At 64.5% G+C, this 23,793-nt stretch carries 25 protein-coding genes; 17 read left to right on the top strand and 8 right to left on the bottom strand.

From position 1 onward, the window contains the following. Positions 1 to 130 precede the first annotated feature (130 nt). Positions 131 to 640: a 30S ribosome-binding factor RbfA gene (gene rbfA, locus ACZYZ4_RS09955; protein ID WP_463860416.1), complete on the top strand. Its 510-nt coding sequence runs from the start codon at positions 131 to 133 to the stop codon at positions 638 to 640. A 130-nt stretch (positions 641 to 770) separates the two neighbouring features. On the opposite strand, the gene ACZYZ4_RS09950 is transcribed toward rbfA, so the two are convergent. Then, positions 771 to 1,868, bottom strand: a complete 1,098-nt coding sequence (locus ACZYZ4_RS09950; RefSeq protein WP_463860414.1) for a ScyD/ScyE family protein — start codon at positions 1,866 to 1,868, stop codon at positions 771 to 773. A gap of 183 nt (positions 1,869 to 2,051) precedes the next feature. Between ACZYZ4_RS09950 and ACZYZ4_RS09945 the strand changes: the two genes are divergently transcribed. After that, positions 2,052 to 2,537 carry a nucleoside deaminase gene (locus ACZYZ4_RS09945; protein WP_463860412.1) on the top strand — a complete coding sequence of 162 codons (486 nt, stop codon included), beginning with the start codon at positions 2,052 to 2,054 and terminating at the stop codon, positions 2,535 to 2,537. A gap of 12 nt (positions 2,538 to 2,549) precedes the next feature. Here the strand turns inward: ACZYZ4_RS09945 and ACZYZ4_RS09940 are convergent, their stop codons facing one another. Beyond that, positions 2,550 to 3,716 carry a pyridoxal phosphate-dependent aminotransferase gene (locus tag ACZYZ4_RS09940; RefSeq protein WP_463860410.1) on the bottom strand — a complete coding sequence of 389 codons (1,167 nt, stop codon included), beginning with the start codon at positions 3,714 to 3,716 and terminating at the stop codon, positions 2,550 to 2,552. Between the two features lie 115 nt (positions 3,717 to 3,831). Between ACZYZ4_RS09940 and truB the strand changes: the two genes are divergently transcribed. From truB to ACZYZ4_RS09890, 10 genes are all read left to right on the top strand, one after another. Next, positions 3,832 to 4,800, top strand: coding sequence for a tRNA pseudouridine(55) synthase TruB (truB, locus tag ACZYZ4_RS09935; protein ID WP_463860408.1), 969 nt, complete (start codon positions 3,832 to 3,834; stop codon positions 4,798 to 4,800). Positions 4,801 to 4,802: 2 nt separating this feature from the next. After that, a complete protein-coding gene (locus ACZYZ4_RS09930; RefSeq protein ID WP_463860406.1) occupies positions 4,803 to 5,156 on the top strand; it encodes a hypothetical protein in 354 nt (117 codons plus the stop codon). Between the two features lies 1 nt (position 5,157). After that, positions 5,158 to 5,616, top strand: coding sequence for a hypothetical protein (locus tag ACZYZ4_RS09925; RefSeq protein WP_463860405.1), 459 nt, complete (start codon positions 5,158 to 5,160; stop codon positions 5,614 to 5,616). Positions 5,617 to 5,825: 209 nt separating this feature from the next. Continuing rightward, complete coding sequence (locus ACZYZ4_RS09920) at positions 5,826 to 6,809, top strand: bifunctional riboflavin kinase/FAD synthetase (RefSeq protein WP_463860403.1); 984 nt, start codon at positions 5,826 to 5,828, stop codon at positions 6,807 to 6,809. A gap of 40 nt (positions 6,810 to 6,849) precedes the next feature. Further along, positions 6,850 to 7,704, top strand: a complete 855-nt coding sequence (gene kynA, locus ACZYZ4_RS09915) for a tryptophan 2,3-dioxygenase (protein WP_463860401.1) — start codon at positions 6,850 to 6,852, stop codon at positions 7,702 to 7,704. Between the two features lie 8 nt (positions 7,705 to 7,712). Then, on the top strand, positions 7,713 to 8,960 hold the full coding sequence (gene kynU / locus ACZYZ4_RS09910) for a kynureninase (RefSeq protein ID WP_463860583.1): 1,248 nt from the start codon (positions 7,713 to 7,715) through the stop codon (positions 8,958 to 8,960). 217 nt (positions 8,961 to 9,177) lie between these two features. Further along, positions 9,178 to 9,447: a 30S ribosomal protein S15 gene (gene rpsO, locus ACZYZ4_RS09905; protein ID WP_104063120.1), complete on the top strand. Its 270-nt coding sequence runs from the start codon at positions 9,178 to 9,180 to the stop codon at positions 9,445 to 9,447. Between the two features lie 248 nt (positions 9,448 to 9,695). Further along, positions 9,696 to 11,906, top strand: a complete 2,211-nt coding sequence (locus ACZYZ4_RS09900; RefSeq protein ID WP_463860581.1) for a polyribonucleotide nucleotidyltransferase — start codon at positions 9,696 to 9,698, stop codon at positions 11,904 to 11,906. A gap of 146 nt (positions 11,907 to 12,052) precedes the next feature. After that, positions 12,053 to 13,396 carry a M16 family metallopeptidase gene (locus tag ACZYZ4_RS09895; protein ID WP_463860398.1) on the top strand — a complete coding sequence of 448 codons (1,344 nt, stop codon included), beginning with the start codon at positions 12,053 to 12,055 and terminating at the stop codon, positions 13,394 to 13,396. A gap of 31 nt (positions 13,397 to 13,427) precedes the next feature. Continuing rightward, positions 13,428 to 13,889, top strand: coding sequence for a DUF1579 family protein (locus ACZYZ4_RS09890; protein WP_463860396.1), 462 nt, complete (start codon positions 13,428 to 13,430; stop codon positions 13,887 to 13,889). A 524-nt stretch (positions 13,890 to 14,413) separates the two neighbouring features. Here the strand turns inward: ACZYZ4_RS09890 and ACZYZ4_RS09885 are convergent. From ACZYZ4_RS09885 to moaA, 6 genes are all read right to left on the bottom strand, one after another. After that, entirely contained in the window at positions 14,414 to 15,286 is an 873-nt protein-coding gene (locus tag ACZYZ4_RS09885; RefSeq protein ID WP_463860394.1) for a pentapeptide repeat-containing protein, read from the bottom strand. Positions 15,287 to 15,544: 258 nt separating this feature from the next. Next, positions 15,545 to 16,177: a hypothetical protein gene (locus ACZYZ4_RS09880; RefSeq protein WP_463860392.1), complete on the bottom strand. Its 633-nt coding sequence runs from the start codon at positions 16,175 to 16,177 to the stop codon at positions 15,545 to 15,547. Positions 16,178 to 16,189: 12 nt separating this feature from the next. After that, positions 16,190 to 17,059: an LPO_1073/Vpar_1526 family protein gene (locus ACZYZ4_RS09875; RefSeq protein ID WP_463860390.1), complete on the bottom strand. Its 870-nt coding sequence runs from the start codon at positions 17,057 to 17,059 to the stop codon at positions 16,190 to 16,192. Next, complete coding sequence (locus tag ACZYZ4_RS09870; protein ID WP_463860388.1) at positions 16,992 to 17,420, bottom strand: DUF222 domain-containing protein; 429 nt, start codon at positions 17,418 to 17,420, stop codon at positions 16,992 to 16,994. The genes ACZYZ4_RS09875 and ACZYZ4_RS09870 overlap by 68 nt, the downstream gene beginning before the upstream one ends. A 302-nt stretch (positions 17,421 to 17,722) precedes the next feature. Continuing rightward, positions 17,723 to 17,989, bottom strand: coding sequence for a MoaD/ThiS family protein (locus ACZYZ4_RS09865; RefSeq protein ID WP_463860386.1), 267 nt, complete (start codon positions 17,987 to 17,989; stop codon positions 17,723 to 17,725). Positions 17,990 to 17,993: 4 nt separating this feature from the next. Then, the gene (moaA, locus tag ACZYZ4_RS09860) at positions 17,994 to 19,217 is read right to left on the bottom strand and encodes a GTP 3',8-cyclase MoaA (RefSeq protein ID WP_463860384.1); all 1,224 of its coding nucleotides are present in this window, start codon (positions 19,215 to 19,217) and stop codon (positions 17,994 to 17,996) included. Between the two features lie 249 nt (positions 19,218 to 19,466). Between moaA and ACZYZ4_RS09855 the strand changes: the two genes are divergently transcribed. From ACZYZ4_RS09855 to ACZYZ4_RS09835, 5 genes are read left to right on the top strand one after another with little or no spacing between them, the layout of a single operon-like run. Beyond that, entirely contained in the window at positions 19,467 to 20,981 is a 1,515-nt protein-coding gene (locus ACZYZ4_RS09855) for a molybdopterin-dependent oxidoreductase (protein WP_463860579.1), read from the top strand. A 23-nt stretch (positions 20,982 to 21,004) separates the two neighbouring features. Further along, entirely contained in the window at positions 21,005 to 22,303 is a 1,299-nt protein-coding gene (locus ACZYZ4_RS09850) for a molybdopterin molybdotransferase MoeA (protein WP_463860382.1), read from the top strand. Then, entirely contained in the window at positions 22,291 to 22,785 is a 495-nt protein-coding gene (gene moaC / locus ACZYZ4_RS09845; RefSeq protein WP_463860380.1) for a cyclic pyranopterin monophosphate synthase MoaC, read from the top strand. Before ACZYZ4_RS09850 ends, moaC begins: the two co-directional genes overlap by 13 nt. Then, positions 22,782 to 23,309, top strand: coding sequence for a MogA/MoaB family molybdenum cofactor biosynthesis protein (locus ACZYZ4_RS09840; RefSeq protein WP_463860378.1), 528 nt, complete (start codon positions 22,782 to 22,784; stop codon positions 23,307 to 23,309). The genes moaC and ACZYZ4_RS09840 overlap by 4 nt, the downstream gene beginning before the upstream one ends. Further along, on the top strand, positions 23,299 to 23,760 hold the full coding sequence (locus tag ACZYZ4_RS09835; protein WP_463860377.1) for a molybdenum cofactor biosynthesis protein MoaE: 462 nt from the start codon (positions 23,299 to 23,301) through the stop codon (positions 23,758 to 23,760). Before ACZYZ4_RS09840 ends, ACZYZ4_RS09835 begins: the two co-directional genes overlap by 11 nt. Positions 23,761 to 23,793: the final 33 nt, after the last annotated feature.

The raw sequence follows: 23,793 nt of genomic DNA, 5'->3' as shown, positions 1-23,793 counted from the left end.
CCCAGGCCGCCGGAAAAAACCCAACGCGGGTCCGTCGTAGACTCGCCTTTAGTGCGTGGCAATGAATCCAAGATGAGTGCGACAGCCGCCATGGCGCCGCCGTCGTACATCCAAATTTTTAGGAGTGGAAATGGCTGATCCCGCACGGGCTGCCAAGTTGGCGCAGCGGATTAAGGTTGTTGTTGCGGAGGCTTTGGGCCGGAAGGTTAAGGATCCTCGGCTGGAGGGCATTACTGTTACCGATGCCCGGGTGACCAATGACCTGCAGCATGCCACGATCTATTACACCGTTTTCGGCGACCAGGCTGTGCAGGCTGATGCTGCCAAGGGCCTGGAGAAGGCCAAGGGTGTGCTCCGCCAGGAGGTGGGGCGCAACGTGACTGTTCGCCTGACGCCGACGCTGGAATTTGTCGCAGACCAGATCCCCGTCGTTGCCTCGAACCTGGAGGAACTGCTCCGGGCCGCTAAGAAGCGCGACGCCGAGGTGGCTGCCCTGGCCGAAAACGCCAAGCACGCCGGCGACGCCGATCCGTACAAGAGCGACATTCCCGCCGATGTGGAGATCGACGAGGACGACTTCGACGAAGAGGAAATTGACCTCACCGACGACGAAGACCTCGACGAAGACGCCAACAAGTAAGACAGTGCACTCGGGCCGACCCAACTGCGTAACGTATGGGCCGGTTCGGCAGTAGCAGGCCCCGGAAACCCGAGGAAGTCCTCGGGACCGGGGCCTATTACTTTCGCATTTCCGCGATGCAGGACGTTTCCTACCGGATACTGGCCTTCAGGACCGTTCCCGCGGTGAGGTCAGCGAAGCTGAAACCGGCTGTGGCATAGAGGGTTTTCCCTCTCAGCTCCACCGCGGCAGGACCATCGACGGCCAAGAACTGTGACTGTTCACGGGTCCCGCCGTCGATCTTGACGATCTCATTGCCGAACATCGAAGCGGCGTAGCCGTCCCCGGTGCCCGATACGGCGATGCCGGTGGGGCTCAGGATGTCATCGGCCCACAGGTGCGCAGCTCCGGTCCATGGGTTGACGCGGAAGATGGCACCGCGGTCGCCCAAAGACGGATCCTCCGGACCGCCCGGCAGCGATGAGACGTACAGCCAGCCGTCGGGGCCGATCTCCACATCGGTGGGCACCGGTTCGAACCCATAGTCGTGTCCGACAACGCAGGACGGGAACCCAACAGCCGCGGCGGCTTCTGCAGTCGCTTCCGCCGGACGCGGGGGCAAGACAGCGAGGGTGGAGGTTTCCCCGGTGGCGGCGTTGACCCTGAGGATGGCATTCATCCCGGCGTCAGCCACGAAGACGGTATTGCCCTGAACCGCTGTGGCATAAGGGTGTGAGTCGACCGCCCCGGAGTATTGTGCCGGCGGGAACGGCGCCGTAATTTGGGCCAGGCACTCGTCGGCCACGTCGGATCCGAAGCCGTAGTCTTGGAATCCGTCCGGGTTGTTCTGACGTTCGTAGGTCGCGAGGTCCACAATCGTTCTGACCTCCCCGCGCCTGTTGATTGACTTCAAATAGCCGGCCAACTCGTCCGGCTTCCCTTGGCCTGCCCCGACGCTTTCGACGAAAAAGGTGGTGGTGCCGCGGGTCTCAACGCCGCCAACGCCCCAGCCCGCATTCGTGTAAACGTTGGTTGTTTGCCCGTCATCCTCGACGCGGTCCAGCGTGCCCGCAAAGTTCTGCGTGACGAGGAGGCTCTTGCCGGGACCCAAGGCCAGGCTCAACGGCGTCATCAGGTGCTCGGCCAGGGTTTCGGGACCGGACGGTTTCTGCGTAGCTGTGGCGGGTGCGACGGGGATGATCATCGCCGCTGCTGCCAGGCACGCGACGATCGGAAACTTCTTGTTCATTGGATTCTCCGGAGTTGACGTGCACCCCGTCGCCGGGGCCTGGCCCTGAGACCAAGTCAATGCGATCCGAACTACCCCCGGCGCTAGGCTAGTCCCGCGAAAGGGATGACGTCGACGGCATTTCCCCCTAATGTGCCCCCCTATCTGAGTCCGCTACCGGCATACCATGGCTAGGATCGAGCTATGACCCACGCGAGTGACTCACTGGTTGCCCCACGTTTCCTGAAGCAGGCCGTTGAGCTGGCTGTCCGGAACGTCGCCGACGGCGGCGGCCCGTTTGGTGCTCTGGTGGTGACCCCGGACGGCCGGGTCCACGAAGGTGTCAACCGGGTCACGCGCGACAACGACCCCACGGCACATGCCGAAGTGGTGGCAATCCGCGCGGCGGCAGCCGCCGGCGCCACGTTCGACCTGAGCGGGGCTGTGCTGTACACGAGCTGCGAGCCGTGCCCGCTTTGCCTGTCAGCCGCGCTGTGGGCGCGGATTGACCGTGTCTATTTTGCGGCCGACCGCCACGGTGCAGCCGCGGCCGGCTTTGACGACGCGGTTTTTTATGACTACTTCAACGGCACCCGTCCGGAACTGCTGCCGGTCGCCCAAGCGGTCATTCCGACGTCGGACGCTCCGTTTGACGCGTGGCGCCGCAACGCGGAACGTACGGACTACTGACCAGGTGCCGGGTCAGGAATCTTTGCGTCCAGGCACCCTGCCGACGCCGTCGACCAAATCGTCGCGGGTACCGCACAGCGCGATCCGCACCCAGCCCTCGCCGATCGAGCCAAAGGCGGTCCCCGGCGCGAGCGCTACGCCGGAATCGGCGAGGAACCGGCGGGTCCAGCTACGGACGTCTCCGTCGCTGACATGGGAGACGTCGGCCCAAAGGTAGAAGGCTCCCTGCGCACCCAAGTACGGGATGCCCTTGGCTTCGAGCACGGCCGAGGCTGCGTCGCGGTTCGCCCGGTAGTGGGCATGGGCGTCCCGGACGTACTTCTGCGGGCCGGTCAGTGCCGCGAGCGCGGCATACTGCGACGGGGAGGCTACGCAAGAGACAATCGCTTCCATCACGTTGTTCATCTTCCGCTCCAGCCCCGGCGGACAGATCAGGGCGCCGATCCTCAGGCCGGTCAGGCCGTAGGTCTTGGAGAGAGTCAGCGAAGTGAAGACCCGCGCCTCGCCGGGGACGTCGCTGTCGAACCGTGCCGGGCTGATGTGGGGGACGTCGTAGGTGAAGGCCTCGTAGCATTCGTCGGAAATGATCCAGAGATCGTGCTTGCGGGCCAGGTCCACAAGTTGCCGGGTCAGATCCTCGCCGAGGACGGCGCCCAACGGGTTGGACGGGGAGTTCAGGATGAGCACCCGGGTCCGGTCCGTGATGAGCGCCTCAATGTCCTGGACCCGAGGCTGGAAGTCATGCTCGGGATACAGCGGATAGCCCACCGGCACGGCATTCAGGAGCCGGCCGGTCATGGCGAATGTGGGGTAGCCGGGGTTGGGGATCAGGATCTCGTCACCGGGGGAGAGCAGGAGGCTCATGGTGAAGTGCAGGCCCTGCTGCGCGCCGTCCACCACGTACACCCGCTCGGCACCAAGGCTGTTGCTAAGTCCGGCGCTTTCACGGAACCTGGCGGCGAAGGCTTCACGGAGTGCCGGGATGCCGGCGTTGGGCGTGTAGTTCGTCTCGTCCCGGTCAAGGCACGCCATACCGGCTTCCAGGATATGGCGGGGGAGCGCGAAGCCCGGCTCGCCGATGCTCAGGATAATTGCCCCGGGAGTATGCCAGGCGGCCTCGGTGATTTCGCGGATCTGGTTGACGGGGACGTCGCGCGCATGCGCCGCAAGCTCAGGCATGCATGCCATCCTAGCCGCCATCGGAATCCAGGCCCGGAGCGGCCACACCGGGGCTGGGGCTGGGGGGCAGGGCTTGTGGGCAAGGGCCGCGGCCAGCGCCGATATACTGGGAAGCGTGCTTTCTGGACTGGTGATAGTGGACAAACCGCAGGGATGGACCAGCCATGATGTGGTTGGTCGGATGCGGCGTCTCGCCGGGACCAGGAAAGTGGGGCACGCCGGCACCCTCGATCCCATGGCTACCGGCGTCCTGGTGGTCGGCATCAACAAGGCCACCCGGCTCCTGACCTACATCGTGGGCACGTCCAAGACGTATAAGGCAACCATCCGGCTTGGCCAGTCCACCATCACGGACGACGCCGAAGGTGACGTGATTGCCGCCGTCAGCGCCGCCGCCGTCGCCGACGAAGCAATTCACGACGGCGTCGCCGCCCTCACGGGTGAAATCCAGCAGGTGCCCAGCAGCGTCAGCGCCATTAAGGTCAACGGTGAACGCGCGTACGCCCGGGTCCGCTCCGGTGAAGAGGTAAAGCTCGCGGCGCGCCCGGTCACCATCCACCGTTTCGAAGTTCACGCCATCAACCGGGAAGCGGGCGGCGACGTCGTGGACATTGATGTCACGGTGGAGTGCTCCTCCGGCACATACATCCGGGCCCTCGCCCGCGACCTCGGCGACGGGCTGGGAGTGGGCGGCCACCTGACCGCCCTCCGCCGGACCCACGTTGGCCCGTACTCGCTGGACCAGGCCCGGACGCTGGAACAGCTGGCCGACGAGCTCAATGTCCTGGAAATGTCCCAGGCTGCCCGGGCGCTGATGCCCAACCGCGAACTCACGGCGGAGGAGACCACCGAGATTTCCTTTGGACGCCGGATCGCAGCGGGATCGGAAGCAGGCGATCCCGCGGCTGCCACCACTGAACACCCCGCGGCTGCGTTCGCGCCGGACGGCAGCCTCGTGGCGCTCCTGGCGGACTCGGGCAGCTTTGCCAAGCCCGTTCTGGTGTTCGCGCCGGGCAATGGCGCGTCCGGAAATAGCGCGTCCCGGAAAGCCGCGCCCGAAGATGCTGCGGGCGGAGACGCCTAGGCATGGACGCCTATTTCTACATCATCCTGATGGTCGGCCTGGTCTCCAGCGGAATCTGCCTCGGTGCCGGCATCCTCAAAAAAGCCCCCAACGATCTCACCATCCTGTCCGTTGCCGCCGTCGAGCTCGCACTGCTGGTTTACCTGGTGGGTTCGATCGTGAGGGTGATCGCGGGCGAACCGATTGCCGGCGAAGCCTGGGAATTCTGGGGATACCTGGCCACTGCGATGCTCCTGCCGCCGGCAGCCGTGTACTGGTCCATCCTGGAACGGACCCGCTGGAGCAACTTTGTCCTCGCCGCCGTCGGTGTCACGGCCTTGGTGATGGCCGCCCGCATGAACCAGATCTGGTACTGAAATGGAAGAAGTACGCAACGTGAAAGAACCGCGCTCCGGAGCAGCCACTGCCAAGGCCGGCGTCAAGGACACCCGGAACACCGGCCCCGGACGTCTGCTCATCGCCGTCTACGCAGTGTTTGCCATTTCGGCCACCGCACGCGCCGGCTACCAGATCCTGACCAAGTTCTCCGAGGCTCCGTTCGCGTACCTGCTTTCCGCATTCGCGGCGCTGGTCTATGTGGCGGCTACGGTGTCGCTGGCCAAACCCGGCAGCACGTGGTTCAGGATCTCGCTGGCCGCCGTCCTGGTGGAGCTTGTGGGTGTGTTGGTGGTGGGGGCGTTGAGTGTCTTCGATCCGGTGGCGTTCCCGCATGAGACCGTCTGGTCCCTTTTTGGCCGGGGGTACGCGTTCATACCGCTGCTGCTGCCGGTCCTGGGACTGGTGTGGTTGTACCGGCGGCGGCCGAACCAGCAGTAAGCCTAATCAGCGACCGGCCGGGGCAGAGGCTTAGCCTTACTTCTCCCGCGGACCGGCGAGTACCAGGAAGACTCCGTGGCATGTCCGCGCGTGCCGTTCAGTTGGCCCGGCGCCGTCCGGCAGCCATCCTGAATGCGGGTAATCTTAGATAGTTCCGGCGCCGGTGCGTTCGGAGAGATGTCAGTTTTAGGCAGTAAAAGGCGAGGGTGATGGTCTACATCTGGAACGATCCGTCCGAGGTCCCGGCGGACTTTGGTCCCTCCGTTGTCACTTTTGGCAACTTCGACGGCGTCCATCGCGGGCACCAGCAAGTGCTCTCCGAGCTCATCCGTTCGGCCCGCTTCAACGGGACCAAGGCCGTTGCCGTCACCTTTGACCCGCACCCGGCCCTGATCCACCGCCCGGAGTCCGCGCCCGAAATGATTATGGGCCTGGAGGACAAACTGGTGGCGCTGGGGGAGCTGGGCCTGGATGCCATCTTGGTGATGAAGTACTCGCTGAACCTGGCCAGCCTCACCCCTGAGGAATTTGTGGGCCAGGTCCTGGTGGACAGCCTGCACGCCAGCCACGTGGTGATCGGTCACGATTCCCGGTTCGGCCGCGGCAACTCCGGTGACCTTGACACCATGAAGCAGTTGGGCGAAAAGTTCGCCTTCGACGTCCAGGTCATCAGCGAGTTCGGCTCGGAAGGCTACCCGCTGCATAACGACGGCGGCACGGACCGCCGCTGTTCCTCCACCTGGGTGCGCGAAGCATTGCAGGAGGGCGACGTCGCCACCGCCGCCGCGGTGCTGGGACGCCCGCATCGTATGCGCGGCGAGGTTGTACACGGTGCTGCCCGCGGCCGCGTGCTCGGGTTCCCTACCGCCAACCTTGCCCACCAGGCCAGCGGGTTCATCCCCGCGGACGGAATCTACGCCGGCTGGCTGGTGGACCAGGCCGGCACGCGCTGGCCGGCCGCCATCTCGGTGGGGTCCAATCCCACGTTCGACGGCGTCAGCCGCCAGGTGGAAGCCCATGTGATCGACCGTCCGCACGAGGCCGTGGAGGATTTCGATCTGTACGGCCAGACAGTAGTCGTCGAATTTGTGGTGCGGCTCCGCGGCATGGTGGCATACCGTGGGCCGGAGGCGCTTGTTGACCAGATGCGTCTGGACGTTGTTCAGGCCCACGATCTCCTGGTGCGGCGCTGACCGGGTCCCACCCGCAACGAACAGCCAGAGAGGCAGCACAGTGGCCGTCGAGAAGAACACCCGCAAACTGGACAAAGGCATAGTCCGCGATTTCAGTTCCCGGATGAGCTACGCGTCCTACCTGCAGCTGCCCACCCTGCTCAGTGCACAGCAACCTGTCAGCATGCCCGAACACCACGACGAGCTGCTGTTCATCATCCAGCACCAGACCACCGAGCTGTGGCTGAAGCTCGTGCTGCACGAGCTCCGCAGCGCCGCGGCCTGGCTGCGCGCAGACGATCTCGGCTCCGCCCTCAAGGGCATCGCACGGGTCAAGCACATCCAGAAAACCCTGACGGAGCAGTGGTCGGTCCTGGCCACCCTGACGCCCACGGAGTACTCCCAGTTTCGCGGGTTCCTTGGCAACTCCTCCGGCTTCCAGTCCAGTCAATACCGGGCCGTGGAGTTTGTCCTCGGCAACAAGAACCGCAAAATGCTGCCGGTGTTCGAATCGGACCCGGAAGCGCACGCCATGCTGCAGGACCTGCTGAACGCGCCCAGCATCTATGACGAGTTCCTGGCCTACCTGGCGCGGCAGGGCTTCGACGTGCCACAGTCCGTCCTGGAGCGGGACGTCACCCGCGCCCACGAGTTCTGCCCTGAACTGGTTCCGCTGTTCAAGCACATCTACGAAAACGCCGCCGCTAACTGGGGCGCGTACGAGGCGTGCGAGGAACTGGTGGACCTTGAGGATAATTTCCAGCTCTGGCGGTTCCGGCACCTGCGCACGGTCCAGCGGACCATCGGGATGAAAGCGGGAACCGGGGGATCCAGCGGAGCAGCCTTTCTGCAAAAGGCCCTTGAGCTCACCTTCTTCCCGGAACTGTTCGCCGTACGGACGGAGATCGGTCAGTGAGCAGCGCAATGGACGCGAAGATAGAAAATCACGACGGCGCCGCCCTCCCTGAGCAGGCAGCGCAACTGGATGCAGGCGACCCGTTGGCGCGCTACCGCGGCCTCTTCATCGGGACGGACACGGACCTGTCCTACCTCGACGGCAATTCCCTGGGCCGCCCGCTGAAGCGGACGCAACGGGACATCAGCACCTTTATCGAGGACGGTTGGGGCGGCCGGCTCATCCGTGGCTGGGATGAAGAATGGCTGGACCTGCCCCAGACAATCGGCGATCAGCTGGGCCGCGCGGTCCTTGGCGCAGCCCCGGGACAGACCGTCATTGCCGACTCCACCACGGTGGTGCTCTACAAGCTGATCCGCGCTGCCCTGGCCACGGTGGCTGACCCCGCCCGCACCGAGATCGTCCTGGACACGGACAACTTCCCCACGGACCGCTACCTGGTCGAGGGCATCGCCCGCGAGGAAGGCCTGACCCTGCGGTGGATCGAAACCGATCCGGCGTCCGGTGTCAGCGTTGAACAGGTGCGGGACGCAACCGGCCCGGCTACCGCCGTCGTACTTTTGAGCCACGTGGCCTACCGCTCAGGCTTCCTGGCGGACCTTCCGGGCATCACGGAAGTTGCGCACAGCGCGGGGGCCCTGGTGGTCTGGGACCTGTGCCACTCCGCCGGATCCGTGGAGCTGGACCTCGACGGGGCAGGCGTGGATTTTGCCGCTGGCTGCACCTACAAGTACCTCAACGGAGGACCGGGCTCGCCGGCGTTCGCCTACGTCAACCGCCGGCACCTGCCCGGACTGAAGCAGCCGATCTGGGGCTGGATGGGACGCAAGGACGCGTTCGAGATGGCCGCAGGCTACGAGCCAGCACCCGGCATCCGGAGCTTCCTCAGCGGCACTCCGGCCATCTTCGGGATGCTGGCCATGCGCGGTACCCTGGACCTCATCGAAGACGCCAGCATGGCTGCCATCCGGGAGAAGTCCCTGAAACTCACCGCCTACGCCGTGCAGCTCTATGAGGCATGGCTGGAGCCGGAGGGCGTGGAGCTGGCATCGCCGCGTGATCCGGAGCTTCGCGGGAGCCACATCACTCTGGACCATCCGGCGTTCCGGAACGTGACGGCGGCGCTGTGGGAACAGGACGTCATCCCGGACTTCCGCGCGCCACACGGGATCCGCGTGGGGTTATCGCCGCTGAGCACCAGCTTCGCTGAGCTGTTCCGGGGGATGGCCGCCATTCGGGATCAGCTGCGTCGCTGAGCCGCTGCCTTTTGCTGACGGTGGTGTGGTGACAGCGGCGGCTGTTTCGACAAGATTGCGGCGGGGCCGGTAAACTAACAGATGGATCCGGCTGCAGTCCGTGGCGGCTGGTTCCTGCCATGTGTGTAAAGTCCCTGGTTTCCGGGGGATTCCCGCGCGGGCAGACCCGGCAGTGCGTTACTGATTCGGGCCTCACGGCACATCTTTAGGAGTTATTGTGGCACTTGAAGCCGCTGTAAAGCAGTCCATCATCCAGGATTTCGCAACGTCCGAGGGCGACACCGGTTCGCCGGAGGTCCAGGTTGCAGTCCTGACTCAGCGGATCAAGGATCTGACTGAGCACATGAAGGTGCACAAGCACGATTACCACACCCAGCGCGGTCTGCTGGCCATGGTTGGTCGTCGCAAGCGTATGCTCACCTACCTCAAGAACACTGACATCACCCGCTACCGTGCGCTCATCGAGCGTCTCGGCCTGCGCCGCTAGTCAGCTTTAAGGGGCGGCCCCTTCCGTGACGGAAAGGGCCGCCTTCTTCAGAAGAAAATTAAACAGGAGGATCAACCGCATCACGCATTCGCGGTCCTCGGTAGTGATCCCCGGGAACGGCTTCGAAGGATGAAGCCCTCGGCCCGTGGGTCTCGATCGATGACCGGGTGCAGTGCAGTCCAGTAGACAGATGCTGGACTGGGTTGATGCGGCTGGACTCCGTGAAACAAGATACGGAGGTGACTCTCTTGGAGGGTCCCGAAATCCAGTTCTCAGAAGCAGTCATTGATAATGGCCGCTTTGGCAAGCGTGTAATCCGCTTTGAAACCGGCCGTCTTGCCAAGCAGGCAGCCGGCGCAGCCATGGTGTACATCGACGAAGACACCGCGCTGCTGTCCGCCACCACCGCAGGCAAGCACCCGCGCGAAGGCTTCGACTTCTTCCCGCTGACGGTTGACGTAGAAGAGCGCATGTACGCCGCCGGTCGTATCCCGGGCTCGTTCTTCCGCCGCGAAGGCCGCCCGTCCACCGAGGCCATCCTGGCCTGCCGCCTCATGGACCGCCCGCTGCGTCCGGCCTTCGTCAAGGGCCTGCGCAACGAGGTCCAGATCGTGGTGACCGTCCTGGCCATCAACCCTGACGAGCTCTACGACGTGGTGGCCATCAACGCCTCCTCCATGTCCACCCAGCTCTCCGGCCTGCCGTTCTCCGGCCCGATCGGCGGCGTCCGCGTTGCCCTCGTCGCTGACGAGCACGGTTCACAGTGGGTTGCTTTCCCCAAGCACTCCCAGCTCGAGAACTCCGTGTTCAACATGGTTGTAGCCGGCCGTGTTGCCGGTGACGACGTCGCCATCATGATGGTCGAAGCCGAAGCAACCGACAACTCCTGGAACCTCATCAAGGAACAGGGCGCAACTGCTCCCACCGAAGAGGTTGTCTCCGAGGGTCTCGAGGCTGCCAAGCCGTTCATCAAGGCACTCTGCGACGCCCAGGCCGACCTGGCTGCACGCGCTGCCAAGCCCACCGTTGAGTTCCCGGTCTTCCTGGACTACCAGGATGACGTCTACGCCGCTGTTGAGTCCGCTGCCGCTGAAAAGCTGGCCGCTGTCTTCCAGATCGCCGACAAGCAGGAACGCGATGTTGCAACGGATTCGCTCAAGGACGAAGTCACTTCTTCCCTGGCCGGCCAGTTCGAAGGCCGCGACAAGGAGCTGTCCGCAGCATTCCGCTCGGTCACCAAGCAGGTTGTGCGCCAGCGCATCCTCAAGGACCAGATCCGCATCGACGGCCGTGGCCTGACGGACATCCGCCAGCTCACCGCCGAGGTTGAGGTTCTGCCCCGCGTGCACGGCTCGGCAATCTTCGAGCGCGGCGAAACCCAGATCATGGGTGTCACCACGCTGAACATGCTCAAGATGGAACAGCAGATCGATTCGCTGTCGCCCGTCACGCGCAAGCGCTACATGCACAACTACAACTTCCCGCCGTACTCCACCGGCGAGACCGGCCGCGTGGGTTCGCCCAAGCGCCGCGAAATCGGCCACGGCGCCCTCGCAGAGCGCGCCATTATGCCGGTGCTGCCGTCCCGCGAGGAATTCCCCTACGCGATCCGCCAGGTGTCTGAGGCTCTCAGCTCCAACGGTTCGACGTCGATGGGTTCCGTCTGCGCCTCGACGCTGTCCCTGCTCAATGCAGGTGTGCCGCTGAAGGCAGCTGTTGCAGGTATCGCCATGGGCCTGGTCTCTGACCAGGTTGACGGTCAGACCCGCTACGCAGCCCTGACCGATATCCTCGGCGCCGAAGATGCCTTCGGCGACATGGACTTCAAGGTTGCCGGCACCGCCGAATTCGTTACGGCCATCCAGCTGGACACGAAGCTCGACGGCATCCCTGCTTCAGTGCTGGCAGCAGCACTGAAGCAGGCCCGCGAAGCCCGTTTGCACATCCTGGACGTCCTGAACTCCGCGATCGACACCCCGGATGAGCTCTCTGAGTTCGCGCCGCGTGTCATCGCGGTCAAGATCCCGGTTGACAAGATCGGCGAGGTCATTGGGCCCAAGGGCAAGATGATCAACCAGATCCAGGAAGACACCGGCGCCGACATCTCCATCGAGGACGACGGCACGGTATACATTGGCGCCACCAACGGTCCGTCTGCTGACGCAGCACGTTCCGCCATCAACGCCATTGCCAACCCGCAGATCCCGGAAATCGGCGAGCGCTACCTGGGTACGGTCGTCAAGACCACCGCCTTCGGTGCCTTCATTTCCCTGACCCCGGGAAAGGACGGCCTGCTGCACATCTCCGAGCTGCGCAAGCTGGCCAACGGGCAGCGCGTGGACAACGTTGATGACGTGGTTTCCGTCGGCCAGAAGATCCAGGTGGAAATCACCAAGATCGATGACCGTGGAAAGCTGTCGCTGTCCCCCGTAGTGGCTGAAGAGGANCGAGCGCGTTGACGCTTCCGCCGCAGTGGGCGCTGCCGACTCCGAGTAGTCGCAGCCTCCTGCACACAGCATGAATCGGCGGGGCCGGTGGATGATCCACCGGCCCCGCCGCTGTTACGATGGCAGCCAGATCCGGCTGCCGCTCCTGAAAGGCTTCAATGACTGTTGTTCCCCTGCCGCTTGAGCAGAACCAGCCCGGCGACACCCTGGTCCACGGCTCCGACGGCGGCTCCGTTGTCCGGCGTTCAGTGCTGCCGGGCGGCGTGCGGGTACTCACCGAAGCGATGCCGGGCCAGCGTTCGGCGACCATCGGCTTCTGGGTGGGCGTCGGGTCACGCGATGAAGCCCCGGGCCAGCACGGCTCCACGCACTTCCTGGAGCACCTCCTGTTCAAGGGAACCAAGCGCCGCACTGCCCTGGAAATCGCCTCGGCCTTTGATGAGGTGGGCGGGGAGTCCAACGCAGCCACTGCCAAAGAGAGCACGTGCTACTTCGCACGGGTGCTGGACACGGACCTGCCCATGGCCATCGACGTCATTGCCGACATGATCACCGGTGCCGTCCTGGATCCGGCCGAAATGGAGCAGGAGCGCGACGTCATCCTGGAGGAAATCGCCATGGACAGCGATGACCCCACGGACGTTGCGCATGAAAACTTTGTGGCTGCCGTCCTGGGCACCCACCCGCTGGGCCGCCCCATCGGCGGCACTCCCGCCGCGATCCGCGCCGTCGCCCGCGACTCCGTCTGGGAGCACTACCGCCGCTACTACCGCCCGGATGAGCTGGTCATCACCGCAGCCGGGGGCTTGGAGCACGACGTCGTCTGCCGCCTTGTGGTGGATGCCCTCCACACTGCCGGGTGGTCACTTGGGCCGGACGCCGCCCCTGCGGATCGCCGCTCCACCTCGCGGGCCGACATCACCGGCACCGCCGGGCTGCATGTGGTCAAGCGTGCGGTAGAGCAGGCGAACATCATTATGGGCTGTCCCACGATTGTGGCCACCGATGATCGACGTTACGTCATGAGCGTCCTCAACGCCGTCCTGGGCGGCGGGATGTCCTCGCGGCTGTTCCAGGAGATCCGTGAAAAGCGTGGCCTGGTATATTCCACGTACTCCTTTGCCTCCTCTTACGCGGACGCCGGCTACTTCGGGATGTACGCAGGGTGTACTCCGTCCAAGGTCCGCCAGGTGTTGGACCTGCTGGGGCTCGAGCTGGACAAGCTTGCCGAAGGCGGGATCTCCGACGACGAACTGCGCAAGGCCGTGGGCCAGCTCTGCGGCGGAATTGTCCTGGCACTGGAGGACACCGGTTCCCGTATGTCCCGCCTGGGCCGCGCTGAACTGGTCTCCGGTGAATACCAGGACATCGACGAGACACTGCGGCAGATCAAGGCTGTCACCGCGCAGGAGGTCCAGGACCTTGCCAAGGAGTTGGCTGCCGCGCCACGGACCGTCACCGTGGTGGGCCCGTTCGAGGAGACCGAAACCTTCGGTCTCTGACCGGGATGATTGAGCCCGCCATAATTAACATATGAACCTTCCGCAGCCGGGCACGGTGCACGCCGTACTGGAGAACTTCCTGGGGCATTGGCGCGGCACCACCCGGCTGGACGCGTCGGCCTGGGGGCCCAAGCGCACGGCCTTGGCGGAGGTGAGTTACACCAGGGCCGCCGGGGGCTACGCTGTCGCGCAAAGTTACAGGCATACCGAGGCTGATGGCACGCACTTTGAAGGCCACGGCGTCTTTACTGTCGACCGTGACCACGATGACATCCTCTGGTACCACGTGGACAGCATGGGCCTGCCGCCGGGAGCCCCGGCCCGGTGCACGTGGGTGGACGGTGTGCTGCGCGTCGAGCGCCACAGTGACCGGGGGAGTGCCCGCCATACTTTCCGTGTGGATAACGACGTGCTGATCCACACCGCCGAGTTGCGCCTCGGCGACGGCCAGGACTTTGTCCCGTTCATGACCTCCGAGTGCCGCCGCGTCTGACCCCAGCCCGCCCCCGCGCGAACGGACAATTGCGGCCCTGCAGAGATCCGACCGTCAGCCGGCTGATTCCAGAATCTTGTCCGCGGCGGGCCGTTCAAGGCTGGCGCTGCGGAGGAGGAATTCCACACCTTACTTTTAAGGTTCGGCAGCAATCGCTCAGCCTGGCCGCGTTCGTTGAAATCGAGTTCCACCACCACGTAGTGGGAATCATCCACCGGCTGGGAAATCCGGTGGCCGACGACTCCGGACGCCGCGCGGTCCACCGGATCCCGGTTGTCATTTTCCGACAAATTAACGCGGAGTCGGGAGGCTTGCGTCGTCCGGCTTGACCCGTGCACGCAAACGACCGATTCCGTGCCCTTAGACGACCGTTGTCATTTTCCGAAGGCGAGTGCACGAATGTCCGAAGTCCTGCTCAAAGGGTGTTTTTGTCAACAGTGGTCAGCACGAAAGACGCCCAGGCACGCCGCCGACGTTGGAACGCCGTTGACAGGACCGTGAGTGGCCCTACTTGCAGTGGGTGGTCATCCGTTGTGCCAGTGCGAGGGCATTTCCAGATCCGAGGGTAGACGAGTTGCGCGGTTGCCTTTAGCGGCGTTGAGCTGCGGCTGAGTCAGGTATAGGGCTTTCGATAGATCAGCACCTTCGAGCCGGGCGTCCCTGAAGTCTGCGCCGAGCAGATCCACACCCGACAAATCACTGTCGCGCAGATCCGCGGCAATGAGGTATGCCCCTCTGAGATCTGCCCCGCACAGCTGGCGGGATCTGAGATTCTTGCCCATCAGATCTGCTCCGGCCTTCAGTGCGGAATCCAGATGGTCATCACCGGTGGCAAAGTAGGAGGCCCGCACTTCTTCGCTGACATCCATCAGAGTTGACCTCACCTGGGAGTGAAGATCCTGAACATCCAGTGAAAGCAGCTCCGGCAGTTCACCGCAGGCTGCCTTCCCGATCGTTTTTCTGAGCTGTGCCGCACGATTTGAGGCGTCTGGATCGAACGTTCGGGTCTGGGCCTCGGCCAGGTACCAGAGCATTTCATGTAGCTGTCGCGCGGCTTTGAACGCGGAAAACATCTCGTCTTTGGTGTCGGGTTTTTCGATCCAGCTCTTTCCAGCGAAGAACCCTTGAGATATGTTTTGGCCGGCGCCGAAGCAGTCAAAGACCGTGCAGCCGCGAAAGCCCCTCGGGCGCAGGCTGTCGTGGATTGTGCAGGAGAAGTCAGGTGCAAGGTTTTGGCATGGGGAGCCTGCGGGTTTGTCGAGGGCAAAATCTGCCGAACGCGAGAATCCGAAGGCTGTACAGCAGAGGGCAAAGCAATTGCCGCAGTCAGGGCGCAGGGACTGCCGGTCGAGGGCAGGTGATGAGGGCGCGGGGGAGTTCGCTGATGTTGTTTGCATGTGATCTTCCAGTGGTGAGTTCGGTGTTGGGCCGGTGAGCAGGGGAACTCCAAATGGGGTTCCCTTTGCGGGCGCACGGAATCACCGCTCCTCTAGGGAGCGAACTGGAATCGCTGAAAGGACTCTGGGTCACAGAGAAGAATTAAGTATCACTGCCATCAGAATACCTGACCACCGCCCGCTCGGTCTTTCCGACGAAAGTAGCCCGCCGCATTATTAGGGCTTCGGTCGATGCGGTGGTTGGCTGGTCGAGAAGCCCTAGCGGAGCGGCCCAGTCGTTTTCTTTTTGGCGAACCATGTGAAGGCTCGCCTGACTCTGACCCCGAGCCGCGCTGGCAGTGCCAGTGTGTTGGGCTCGTAGAGCGTACGGGGCAGTCGTTCGAATCCACTGCCCTTTAGCTTTTCGATAGTGGTTGCCTTGCCATTCGCAGCACGCACCCAATGCGTGCCTTGGTAGTCAATGAAATCCAACCGTACAGCGGCCTCGACTCCGGGAATCATGCGAAGAGACTCTGGCAGGCTGTGTCGCAGGTAAGACTCACCCGCTGTCTTCCCGGGCTCGATGTAGTCCGCTGTGAACTGGGGCGCGCCGCCCCCAACTATCCGCTTGTCGTTCTCTCCAGTTACAAAAGCAACCGCAGTGATGTGCGCCTGTCGTATCGGGTACGGCGAAGCGTTTGAAATGCTCCACCGCATTTCCTCTGCACCCGCTTCAACCCGAGCGAACACCCTTGCCAGCTCCATTCGCTCTGACTCGCGTTTAGCTCTGCGGTCGTTGTAGGCCAGAACAATGGACGTGAAACCCAGCAACAGTGACACGGCCAGGGCACCCACGGTGCCCCATGCGCTCATCCAATCCGTGACTGTTGGTTGGTTTTCAGGCAACATCATGCGCCCACTTTCTCAGGTGGTTGGGTACGACCGCGCCGTCCAAATCGGAGTGGCCTCTGATGGCGAGCTATCCCTCGCCCAGCCACAGGGCAAGGTCAGGGGATCTCCTATGCCCTTCTGTACGACTATCGCGTGGGCAATCGCTATGCCCACAGCGGAGAGGTTCGCACTTCCGAGATTCGGCCACGCTTGCTCAAGATGAACTACATCCGGATTTGAAGCCTTGACCAATTCGACAACTTGGTTATCAGGCAAATGTCTTCCTCGGAGAACCTTGAAGGCCTCAACATGAGGCTCAGGTAAGTTGAGGCTGGAGAGGTAGTTGTCGCTTGCACCTCCGCCTGCAATCTGCTTAAGGCTCTCGTCGTGCGTGCATGGCTCAAATATGCGGGGGTCATCCCAATAGGCCTTTATCTCTTCTGCTATATGATCGAGGGCCAAGCCCGACTGAAATAATCCGGGATAAGTCTGATGCCACAAAGTGGCAAATGCCGCTCCACCGAGCGAGCTTCTTGAAATGCAGCCAATTGACTGCAAATGCAGGTATGACCCTTCGCGTTTCGGTAAGTCCGGACCAAATTCACGCAGAATAGGTTGATGATAAAATCGCAGCTGTTCCAAGGACGCAGCTGAGGGCTCGACCGAATGAAGGAAAAGCCAACCGACAACGAGCAGGGCTTGCTCTGCTCGCGTTATACGAGGGGTAATCTCAATGGCGGCATTCAAGACAGATGCCATGAGGCTATCGCTTGGGGATGCGATGCGCTCTGACACCAATTCCAGAAGAACATTTGACAGCTCTTCCGTGCCGCGCCTAGCGTAAGCGATCCCGGCGTTCGAGATGGCGTACTGAACGTCGGGGTCTGTAAGGGCGACCCGCAACCGCGTCGGGGTCCAGGAAATGCGCTTCCAACGCCGCAGCGGCCGGCCGGTCAAGGTTGGTGGTTTCGTCGACCATAACCCTCGCGTGCTGCCACGAAATCTGCCCTGCCTGCAGCGCGGATAAGGTCAGGGGCAGCCTGGTGGTAAGTTGGTGGGCCTCGGCCAACAGCGCCCCAGCGGACCGTTCGCTCACCGTGAGCACGCATGCCACCTCCGCGACCACGGCCATCTCTTGCCCGGTGTTGTCCTCAGGTGACGTGGCCGGACCCGCCAGGGCTTGGGCAGCCTCGTCATAGTCGACGGCCTGGACTTTGAGGCCCGCCATCTTTGCCTCCGCGCAAGCGACTTCAGCCACGGTCATCAGGGCATTATTCGCCCTCCGGCGTAGCGGATCAGAGTCCCGGGAACCCGAGGATTCGGCAGCTTCACGGATTACAACAGTAAGCCGAGCGACGGGAGCCTCGATGGCCTCTAACGCCTCCACTGCTGCTCTGCGATCCATACCTCAAGCATCACAGGTGGGTCTGACAAAACCGCGTAGACGAATGCCTATGTGGATAACTCAGAAGCCACGCGAGCCTCTGTGACGGTGATCAGCCTCTACTGTCCGTCGCGCCAAGATCCGGGGCCCCAACTGTCCATTCGCGCTATCTGAAGGGTTTCCTACCCGCCGGCGAACGGGGGCAGCACGTCAACCACATCGCCCGGATTTAACACTGTAGTGCGGTCCCGGACGGCCACCTCGTTGAGCAGGAAACTGCTCCGGGACAGGATGCGTTGCAGGGGAGGAGTGCCGGCAGGGGGCTCGGCTCGGTCCACAGCCAGGACTGCCTGCAGCAAGCCGGCCACTGTAGTCCCGGACGCGAGATCAAAGGACTCCTCTTCTACACCGGCAGCGGCGCGTGCGGCAGCGAAGTAACGTACGTTCAAGAATTCAGCCTCCGATGGCGCTCATGCTGCGGTCCGGCTGGACAAAGTCCGCTGCGCCGAGACCTGTGTGGTCCATTCCGTGGGCCTTTGGCTTGACCCACATGGCATCCTGCCAGCGTTCGGCCAAGGCGTCGTCACTGGCGCCATCGCGCAGGAGACCCAAAAGGTCAAACTCCTCACGGGAGAACAGGCAGCTCATGATCTTGCCCTCAGCGGTGATCCGTGTGCGACGGCAGTCGGAGCAGAACGGCTCCGTGACGGACGCGATGATCCCCACGGTGCCGAGCAGCGGCCCGTGGGCTTCCGGCGCCGCCTCCACGCCTTCCGGCGCCGCCTCCACGCCTTCCGGCCGATGCCCGTCAGCGGCAGGCACAAGTCCCTCAGCCCCCAGCACAGGACCATCCGGCCCCGCGGGCCCGGCCACCCGGCGTCGTACTTCAAAGCGTTCTGCCGGGGCTCCATCGCGGGCGCGGGGATCGGAACTCAACACAAAGTCGCGCGACAACAAGGAGCGGATCTCCGCCGCCGTGATCATGTTCCGCCGCGTCCAGCCGTGGTCCGCGTCAAGGGGCATCTGTTCGATGAAGCGGAGTTCGTAGCCGCGGTCCAGCGCCCAGGCGAGCAGGGACGGTGACTCGGTGTCGTTGATGCCCCGCATCAGCACGGCGTTGAGTTTGACGGGGCCCAGCCCGGCCGCCCACGCGGCGTCGACGCCGGCCAGAACCCGGTCCAGGAACGGGCGCCGGGTCAGCTTGGTGAAGGTCTCCTCGTGCAGCGAATCCAGCGAGACATTGATGCGGGTCAGGCCCGCGGCCTTGAGCGCGGCAGCCTTTTTGTCCAGGCCCACGCCGTTGGTGGTCATGGAGATCGGCAGCTCCGGATGATTGCTTCGTAGGGCTCCAATGATGTCAATCAGGTCTGCCCTGACCAGAGGTTCCCCTCCCGTCAGGCGAAGTTCGCGGACGCCGAGCAGGTCCACACCAATCCGGACAATCCGCACGATCTCCTCGGCGGACATCACGGCCTGCTTGGCCAGCCATTCAAGCCCTTCGGCCGGCATGCAGTATGTACAGCGCAGGTTGCACTTGTCCGTCAGCGACAGCCTCATGTCCGTGGCCCGGCGGCCGTACTGGTCCAGCAGCCCCGGCGGCGTGCCAGCCGGCCGGGCAGGCGGCAGGCCCGGCCCTGCACCTTCCCGGGGTTGCGGCATGCCTAGCTGAACAGTCATGAATTCAGGCTACGCCACCTTTACCCCGTGGATCACATCCATGACGCCCGGGATCCGGTACGTCGCCGGAAGTCCCTCCGAACGGTGGTGAAGTCCGGCGCTGCCGGGGCCCGGCGAACCTATGCTGGAGAGGTGAACAGCTCCCAGCCTCTGCAGGAAACGGCCGACGACGGCGCCACCTCTCCAGGGCGCTCGGGAACCGACGGTGCCGCTCAAGGCCGCCGCCGCTGGGCCGCTGCTTCGGGAACCGTGGCCGCCGGCGCCGCCGTCGTAGTAGGGGAGCTGCTGGCAGGGCTGCTCAGCCCGTCCCTCTCGCCCCTGACGGCAGTAGGCGGGGCTGTGATCGACGCTGTTCCGCCGGGTGTGAAGGACTGGGCCATCTCCCTGTTCGGCACTGCCGACAAAGCGGTCTTCGTGGCCGGGATGCTGCTGGTTATCGCAGCTGTCGGGGCGTTGGCCGGAATTCTGGAACAGCGCAGGCGGTTTGCCGGTGCAGCGGTGATTGCTGTTTTTGGGCTCGTCGGGCTGACCGCGGTGCTTACCCGCGCCCAGATGACCCCGGCCGCGGCCGTAGTGCCCGTGATCTCAGCCCTGGCCGGCGCGCTTCTGCTGCGATGGCTGATCCGCCGGCTCCACGAAGGGCTGCCGGCCGACGCAGCGGGGACAGAAGGTCCCCCGAGGACAGCAGCAACCGCCGGGCGGCGCACGTTTCTGCAAGTCTTGGCTGCGAGTGCCGGGGCCACCGCCGTGGGCGGGGTTCTCGCCGCGGTCTGGCGAGGTGCCGCTGCCGGCATCAGTACAGCCCGTGAAAAACTGCAACTGCCTGCCGCAGTCTCTGAAGCGCCCGCCATCCCGGCCGGCGCAGAGGTGGGACTGGACGGAATGCAGCCGCTGGTCACACCGAACCGTGACTTCTATCGGATCGACACCGCCCTGATCGTCCCTTCCCTCGACCCCGAATCCTGGGTACTCCGCGTCACCGGGATGGTGGAACAGGAGATTGAGCTGAACCTAGCTGATCTGCTGGCCAGGCCCCTGATTGAACGTCATGTGACCATCGCCTGTGTCTCCAACGAGGTGGGCGGGGACCTGATCGGCAATGCACGCTGGCTTGGCTGGCCGGCGCGGGAACTGCTGGCCCTCGCCCGGCCGCAATCCGGTGCCGACATGGTGTTGTCCCGAAGCTCCGACGGCTGGACGGCGGGCACCCCGCTGGAGGTCCTCACCGACGAGCGGGACGCCCTGCTCGCGGTGGGGATGAACGGCGAACCGCTGCCGTTGGAACACGGCTTCCCGGTCCGGATGATCGTGCCCGGCCTCTACGGCTACGTTTCCGCAACCAAATGGCTCACCGAACTCCGCGTCACCAGGTTCGCGGACGACGTCGGCTATTGGACGCCGCGCGGCTGGTCCGACCGCGGCCCCATCAAAACGTCCTCGCGGATCGACGTGCCCCGCACCGGCCGGCGTGTGGGTGCTGGAACGGTCATGTTCGGCGGTGTGGCCTGGGCCCAGCACACCGGGATCGGCAAGGTGGAACTCCGCGTCAACCGCGGTCCGTGGCAGGAAGCCCGCCTCGCGCCCGGGATTTCGCTGGACACCTGGTACCAGTGGCGGCTTGGCATCGAGCTGACTCCGGGCCAGTACGAGGTCCAGGTCCGCGCCACGGACCTCAACGGCGAGCCGCAGGTGGAGGAACGCCGGCCGGTTGCTCCCGACGGGGCCACCGGCTTCCACACGATTAGAGTTGATGTGAATCCATGACGGCCCGGACCGAAGGCAGGACCATGCACAGCTCTCAACACCAGCACGGCCACACCCCGAACAGCAGCGAGCACGTCCACGCCGGGCACAGCCACACGCCAGGCCAGGCACCACACCAGGCACGGTCCGTTGCCCTGCACTGTGCCGCCGTCACCGAACTGCTGACGCCCCTGCTGGCCCAGGGACGGACGGAAACGCTGGCACTTCGCGACGCGCTGGGCAAGGGCCTCGCCCAGGACGTTCTGGCCCCCCTGAGCCTCCCGCCGTTCGCCAACTCCCAGATGGACGGCTTTGCCGTCAACAGCTTGGACGTGCCCGACGGCGGTGCGGAGCTGCCTGTGGTTGTCCCCGTTCCGGCAGGTGCCGTGCCGGCGGCCCTGGACCGTGGCACTGCCGCCCCCATCATGACGGGAGCCATGATTCCCGCCGGTGCTGACGCCGTCGTGCCCGTGGAACGTGCCGTTCCGGACCGGTTCCCCGCCTCGGGGGAAACAACCACTGTGTGGTTGCCGGCGACGGCGGCTGGCACCTTCGTGCGGTCGGCCGGCAGTGATATTGCGATGGGGGAGCGGGCGCTGGCCGCGGGTACCTTCCTTGGCCCGGCACAGCTGGGACTGCTGGCGGCCCTGGGGATCGCCGAAGTCACTGTGCGCAGGCCGGTGACCGTCCTTCTGGCCACGACGGGCGACGAAGTGGTGGAACCCGGCCAGCCCCTGCCGGCCGGCAAGATCTACGATTCCAACGGAACCCTCCTCGAAAGTGCCATGCGGCAGGCGGGCCTGGCCGTGGTGCGCACGGCCATCGCCTCGGACCATCCGCACGAATTCCGGGCACTGCTGCGCAGCCACGCCGGCACGGTGGACCTGATCGTCACCACGGGCGGCGTCAGCAAGGGAGCCTACGAAGTTGTCCGCCAGGCCATGGAGGGCCAGGCCGCCGAGTTCCTGCATGTGGCGATGCAGCCCGGCGGCCCGCAGGGCATCGGGACGTTCGACGGTGTGCCCTTCCTGGGATTCCCGGGAAATCCGGTCAGCTGCCTCGTTTCCTTCGAAATGTTCCTGCGGCCCGTGCTGGCCGAACTGTTTGGATCGCCCGCACCGCGGATCCCTGTCCGCGCACGGCTGGGCCACAGCCTTTCGTCGCCTGAACTCAAGCATCAGGTCCGGCGCGGAACCCTCCAGGGGGACGGAACTGTGCGCCTGGAGGGGGGCGAAAGCTCCCACCTCATGCACGCCCTCGCCGGCTCCAACGCGCTGGTGCACGTGCCCGTTGGGGTCTCTGCGCTCGCCGAGGGCGAGGAGGTGGAAGTATGGATGCTGTGAATCCAGAACATAGCCCGTCCGCGCTGACCCATCTGCGCCAGGACGGAAGCGCCCAGATGGTGGACGTGTCCGGCAAAACAGAAACCACCCGAGAAGCCACCGCCACTGCCACGGTCCGCACCACTGACGAAGTGCTGGGCCTGCTCGGATCCGGTGGCCTGCCCAAGGGTGATGCCCTGGCCGTTGCGCGGGTTGCCGGCATCATGGCGGCAAAAAAGACTCCCGAACTCATCCCGCTCTGCCACCCCTTGCCGCTCTCGAAAGTCACCGTGGACTTCGAGCTCGGAACCGATTCCGTGGCGATCCTGGCCACGGTCAAAACCCGCGGGGTCACCGGGGTTGAGATGGAAGCTCTGACGGCGGTCTCCGTGGCTGCCCTCAGCGTGTACGACATGATCAAGGCCGTCGACAAGCACGCCGTGCTGACCGACATCAAAGTGCTGGCGAAAAGCGGCGGCAAGAGCGGGGACTGGACACTATGAGCACTGAGAGCACTATCCTGCCGGAGCCGCACACGCACGGCGAGGTGCAGGGCCGGAAGGCCGGGGTTGTCATTGCCTCCACCCGGGCCGCCGCAGGCATCTATGAGGATGAAACCGGTCCGGTCATCATTGACTGGCTCACCGAGCACGGCTTCGAGGCTTACCCTGCCATGGTGGTGCCGGACGGCGCGCCCGTCGGTGCGGCGATCCGGGCCCTCCTCACCCAGCATCCCGCCGTCGTGATCACCAGCGGCGGTACCGGGCTCAGCCCGGACGACCGCACACCCGACGTGACCCTGCCACTTCTGGACCGGGAAATCCCGGGCATCATGGAGGCCATCCGGCGCGAAGGCGCAGCCAAAACGCCGCTTGCGGCGCTCAGCCGCGGCCATGCCGGAGCTGCGGGGCAGACGTTCGTTGTCAACCTGCCCGGGTCACCCAAGGGAGTCATGGACGGCCTGTCGGTGCTGGACCCGTTGATCGGGCACCTGTGCGACCAGCTGGAGGGCGGCCATGGGCACTGAATCGGTTTTCGAAGTGGTCCACGCGGTGCTGAGCGCAGAACCGATCTCCGTGGACCAGGCCATCGCTGCGGTGGAGTCTGACACCGCGGGGGCCGTGGTCAGCTTCAGCGGCGTCGTGAGGAATCACGACGGCGGCAAGGCAGTGGAGCGGCTCAGTTACAGCGCGCACCCCACCGCTCACCAGGTGATGACCGACGTCGTCGCCCGCCTGGCCGCCGAACATGCTGCCGAGGGATCCTCCACCCAGCCCGTGCGAATTTGGGCTGCCCACCGCATCGGCATGCTCAACATCGGTGACCCGGCGCTGGTCTGCGCGGTCTCCGCTGCGCACCGCGGACAGGCTTTTGCCGTGTGTTCCGAACTGGTGGACCGCATCAAGGAGCAGGTTCCCATCTGGAAGGAACAGTTCTTCGCCGACGGCACGGTGGAGTGGGTCGGCGCGGGCAGCTAAGCAGCACCGGCTTCCCGACTTCCGGCGGCTGCG

It is taken from the genome of Pseudarthrobacter adonitolis, assembly GCF_055412845.1.
Note: the sequence above shows the minus strand (reverse complement) of the source record. Positions and strands in the feature narration are given on the sequence as shown.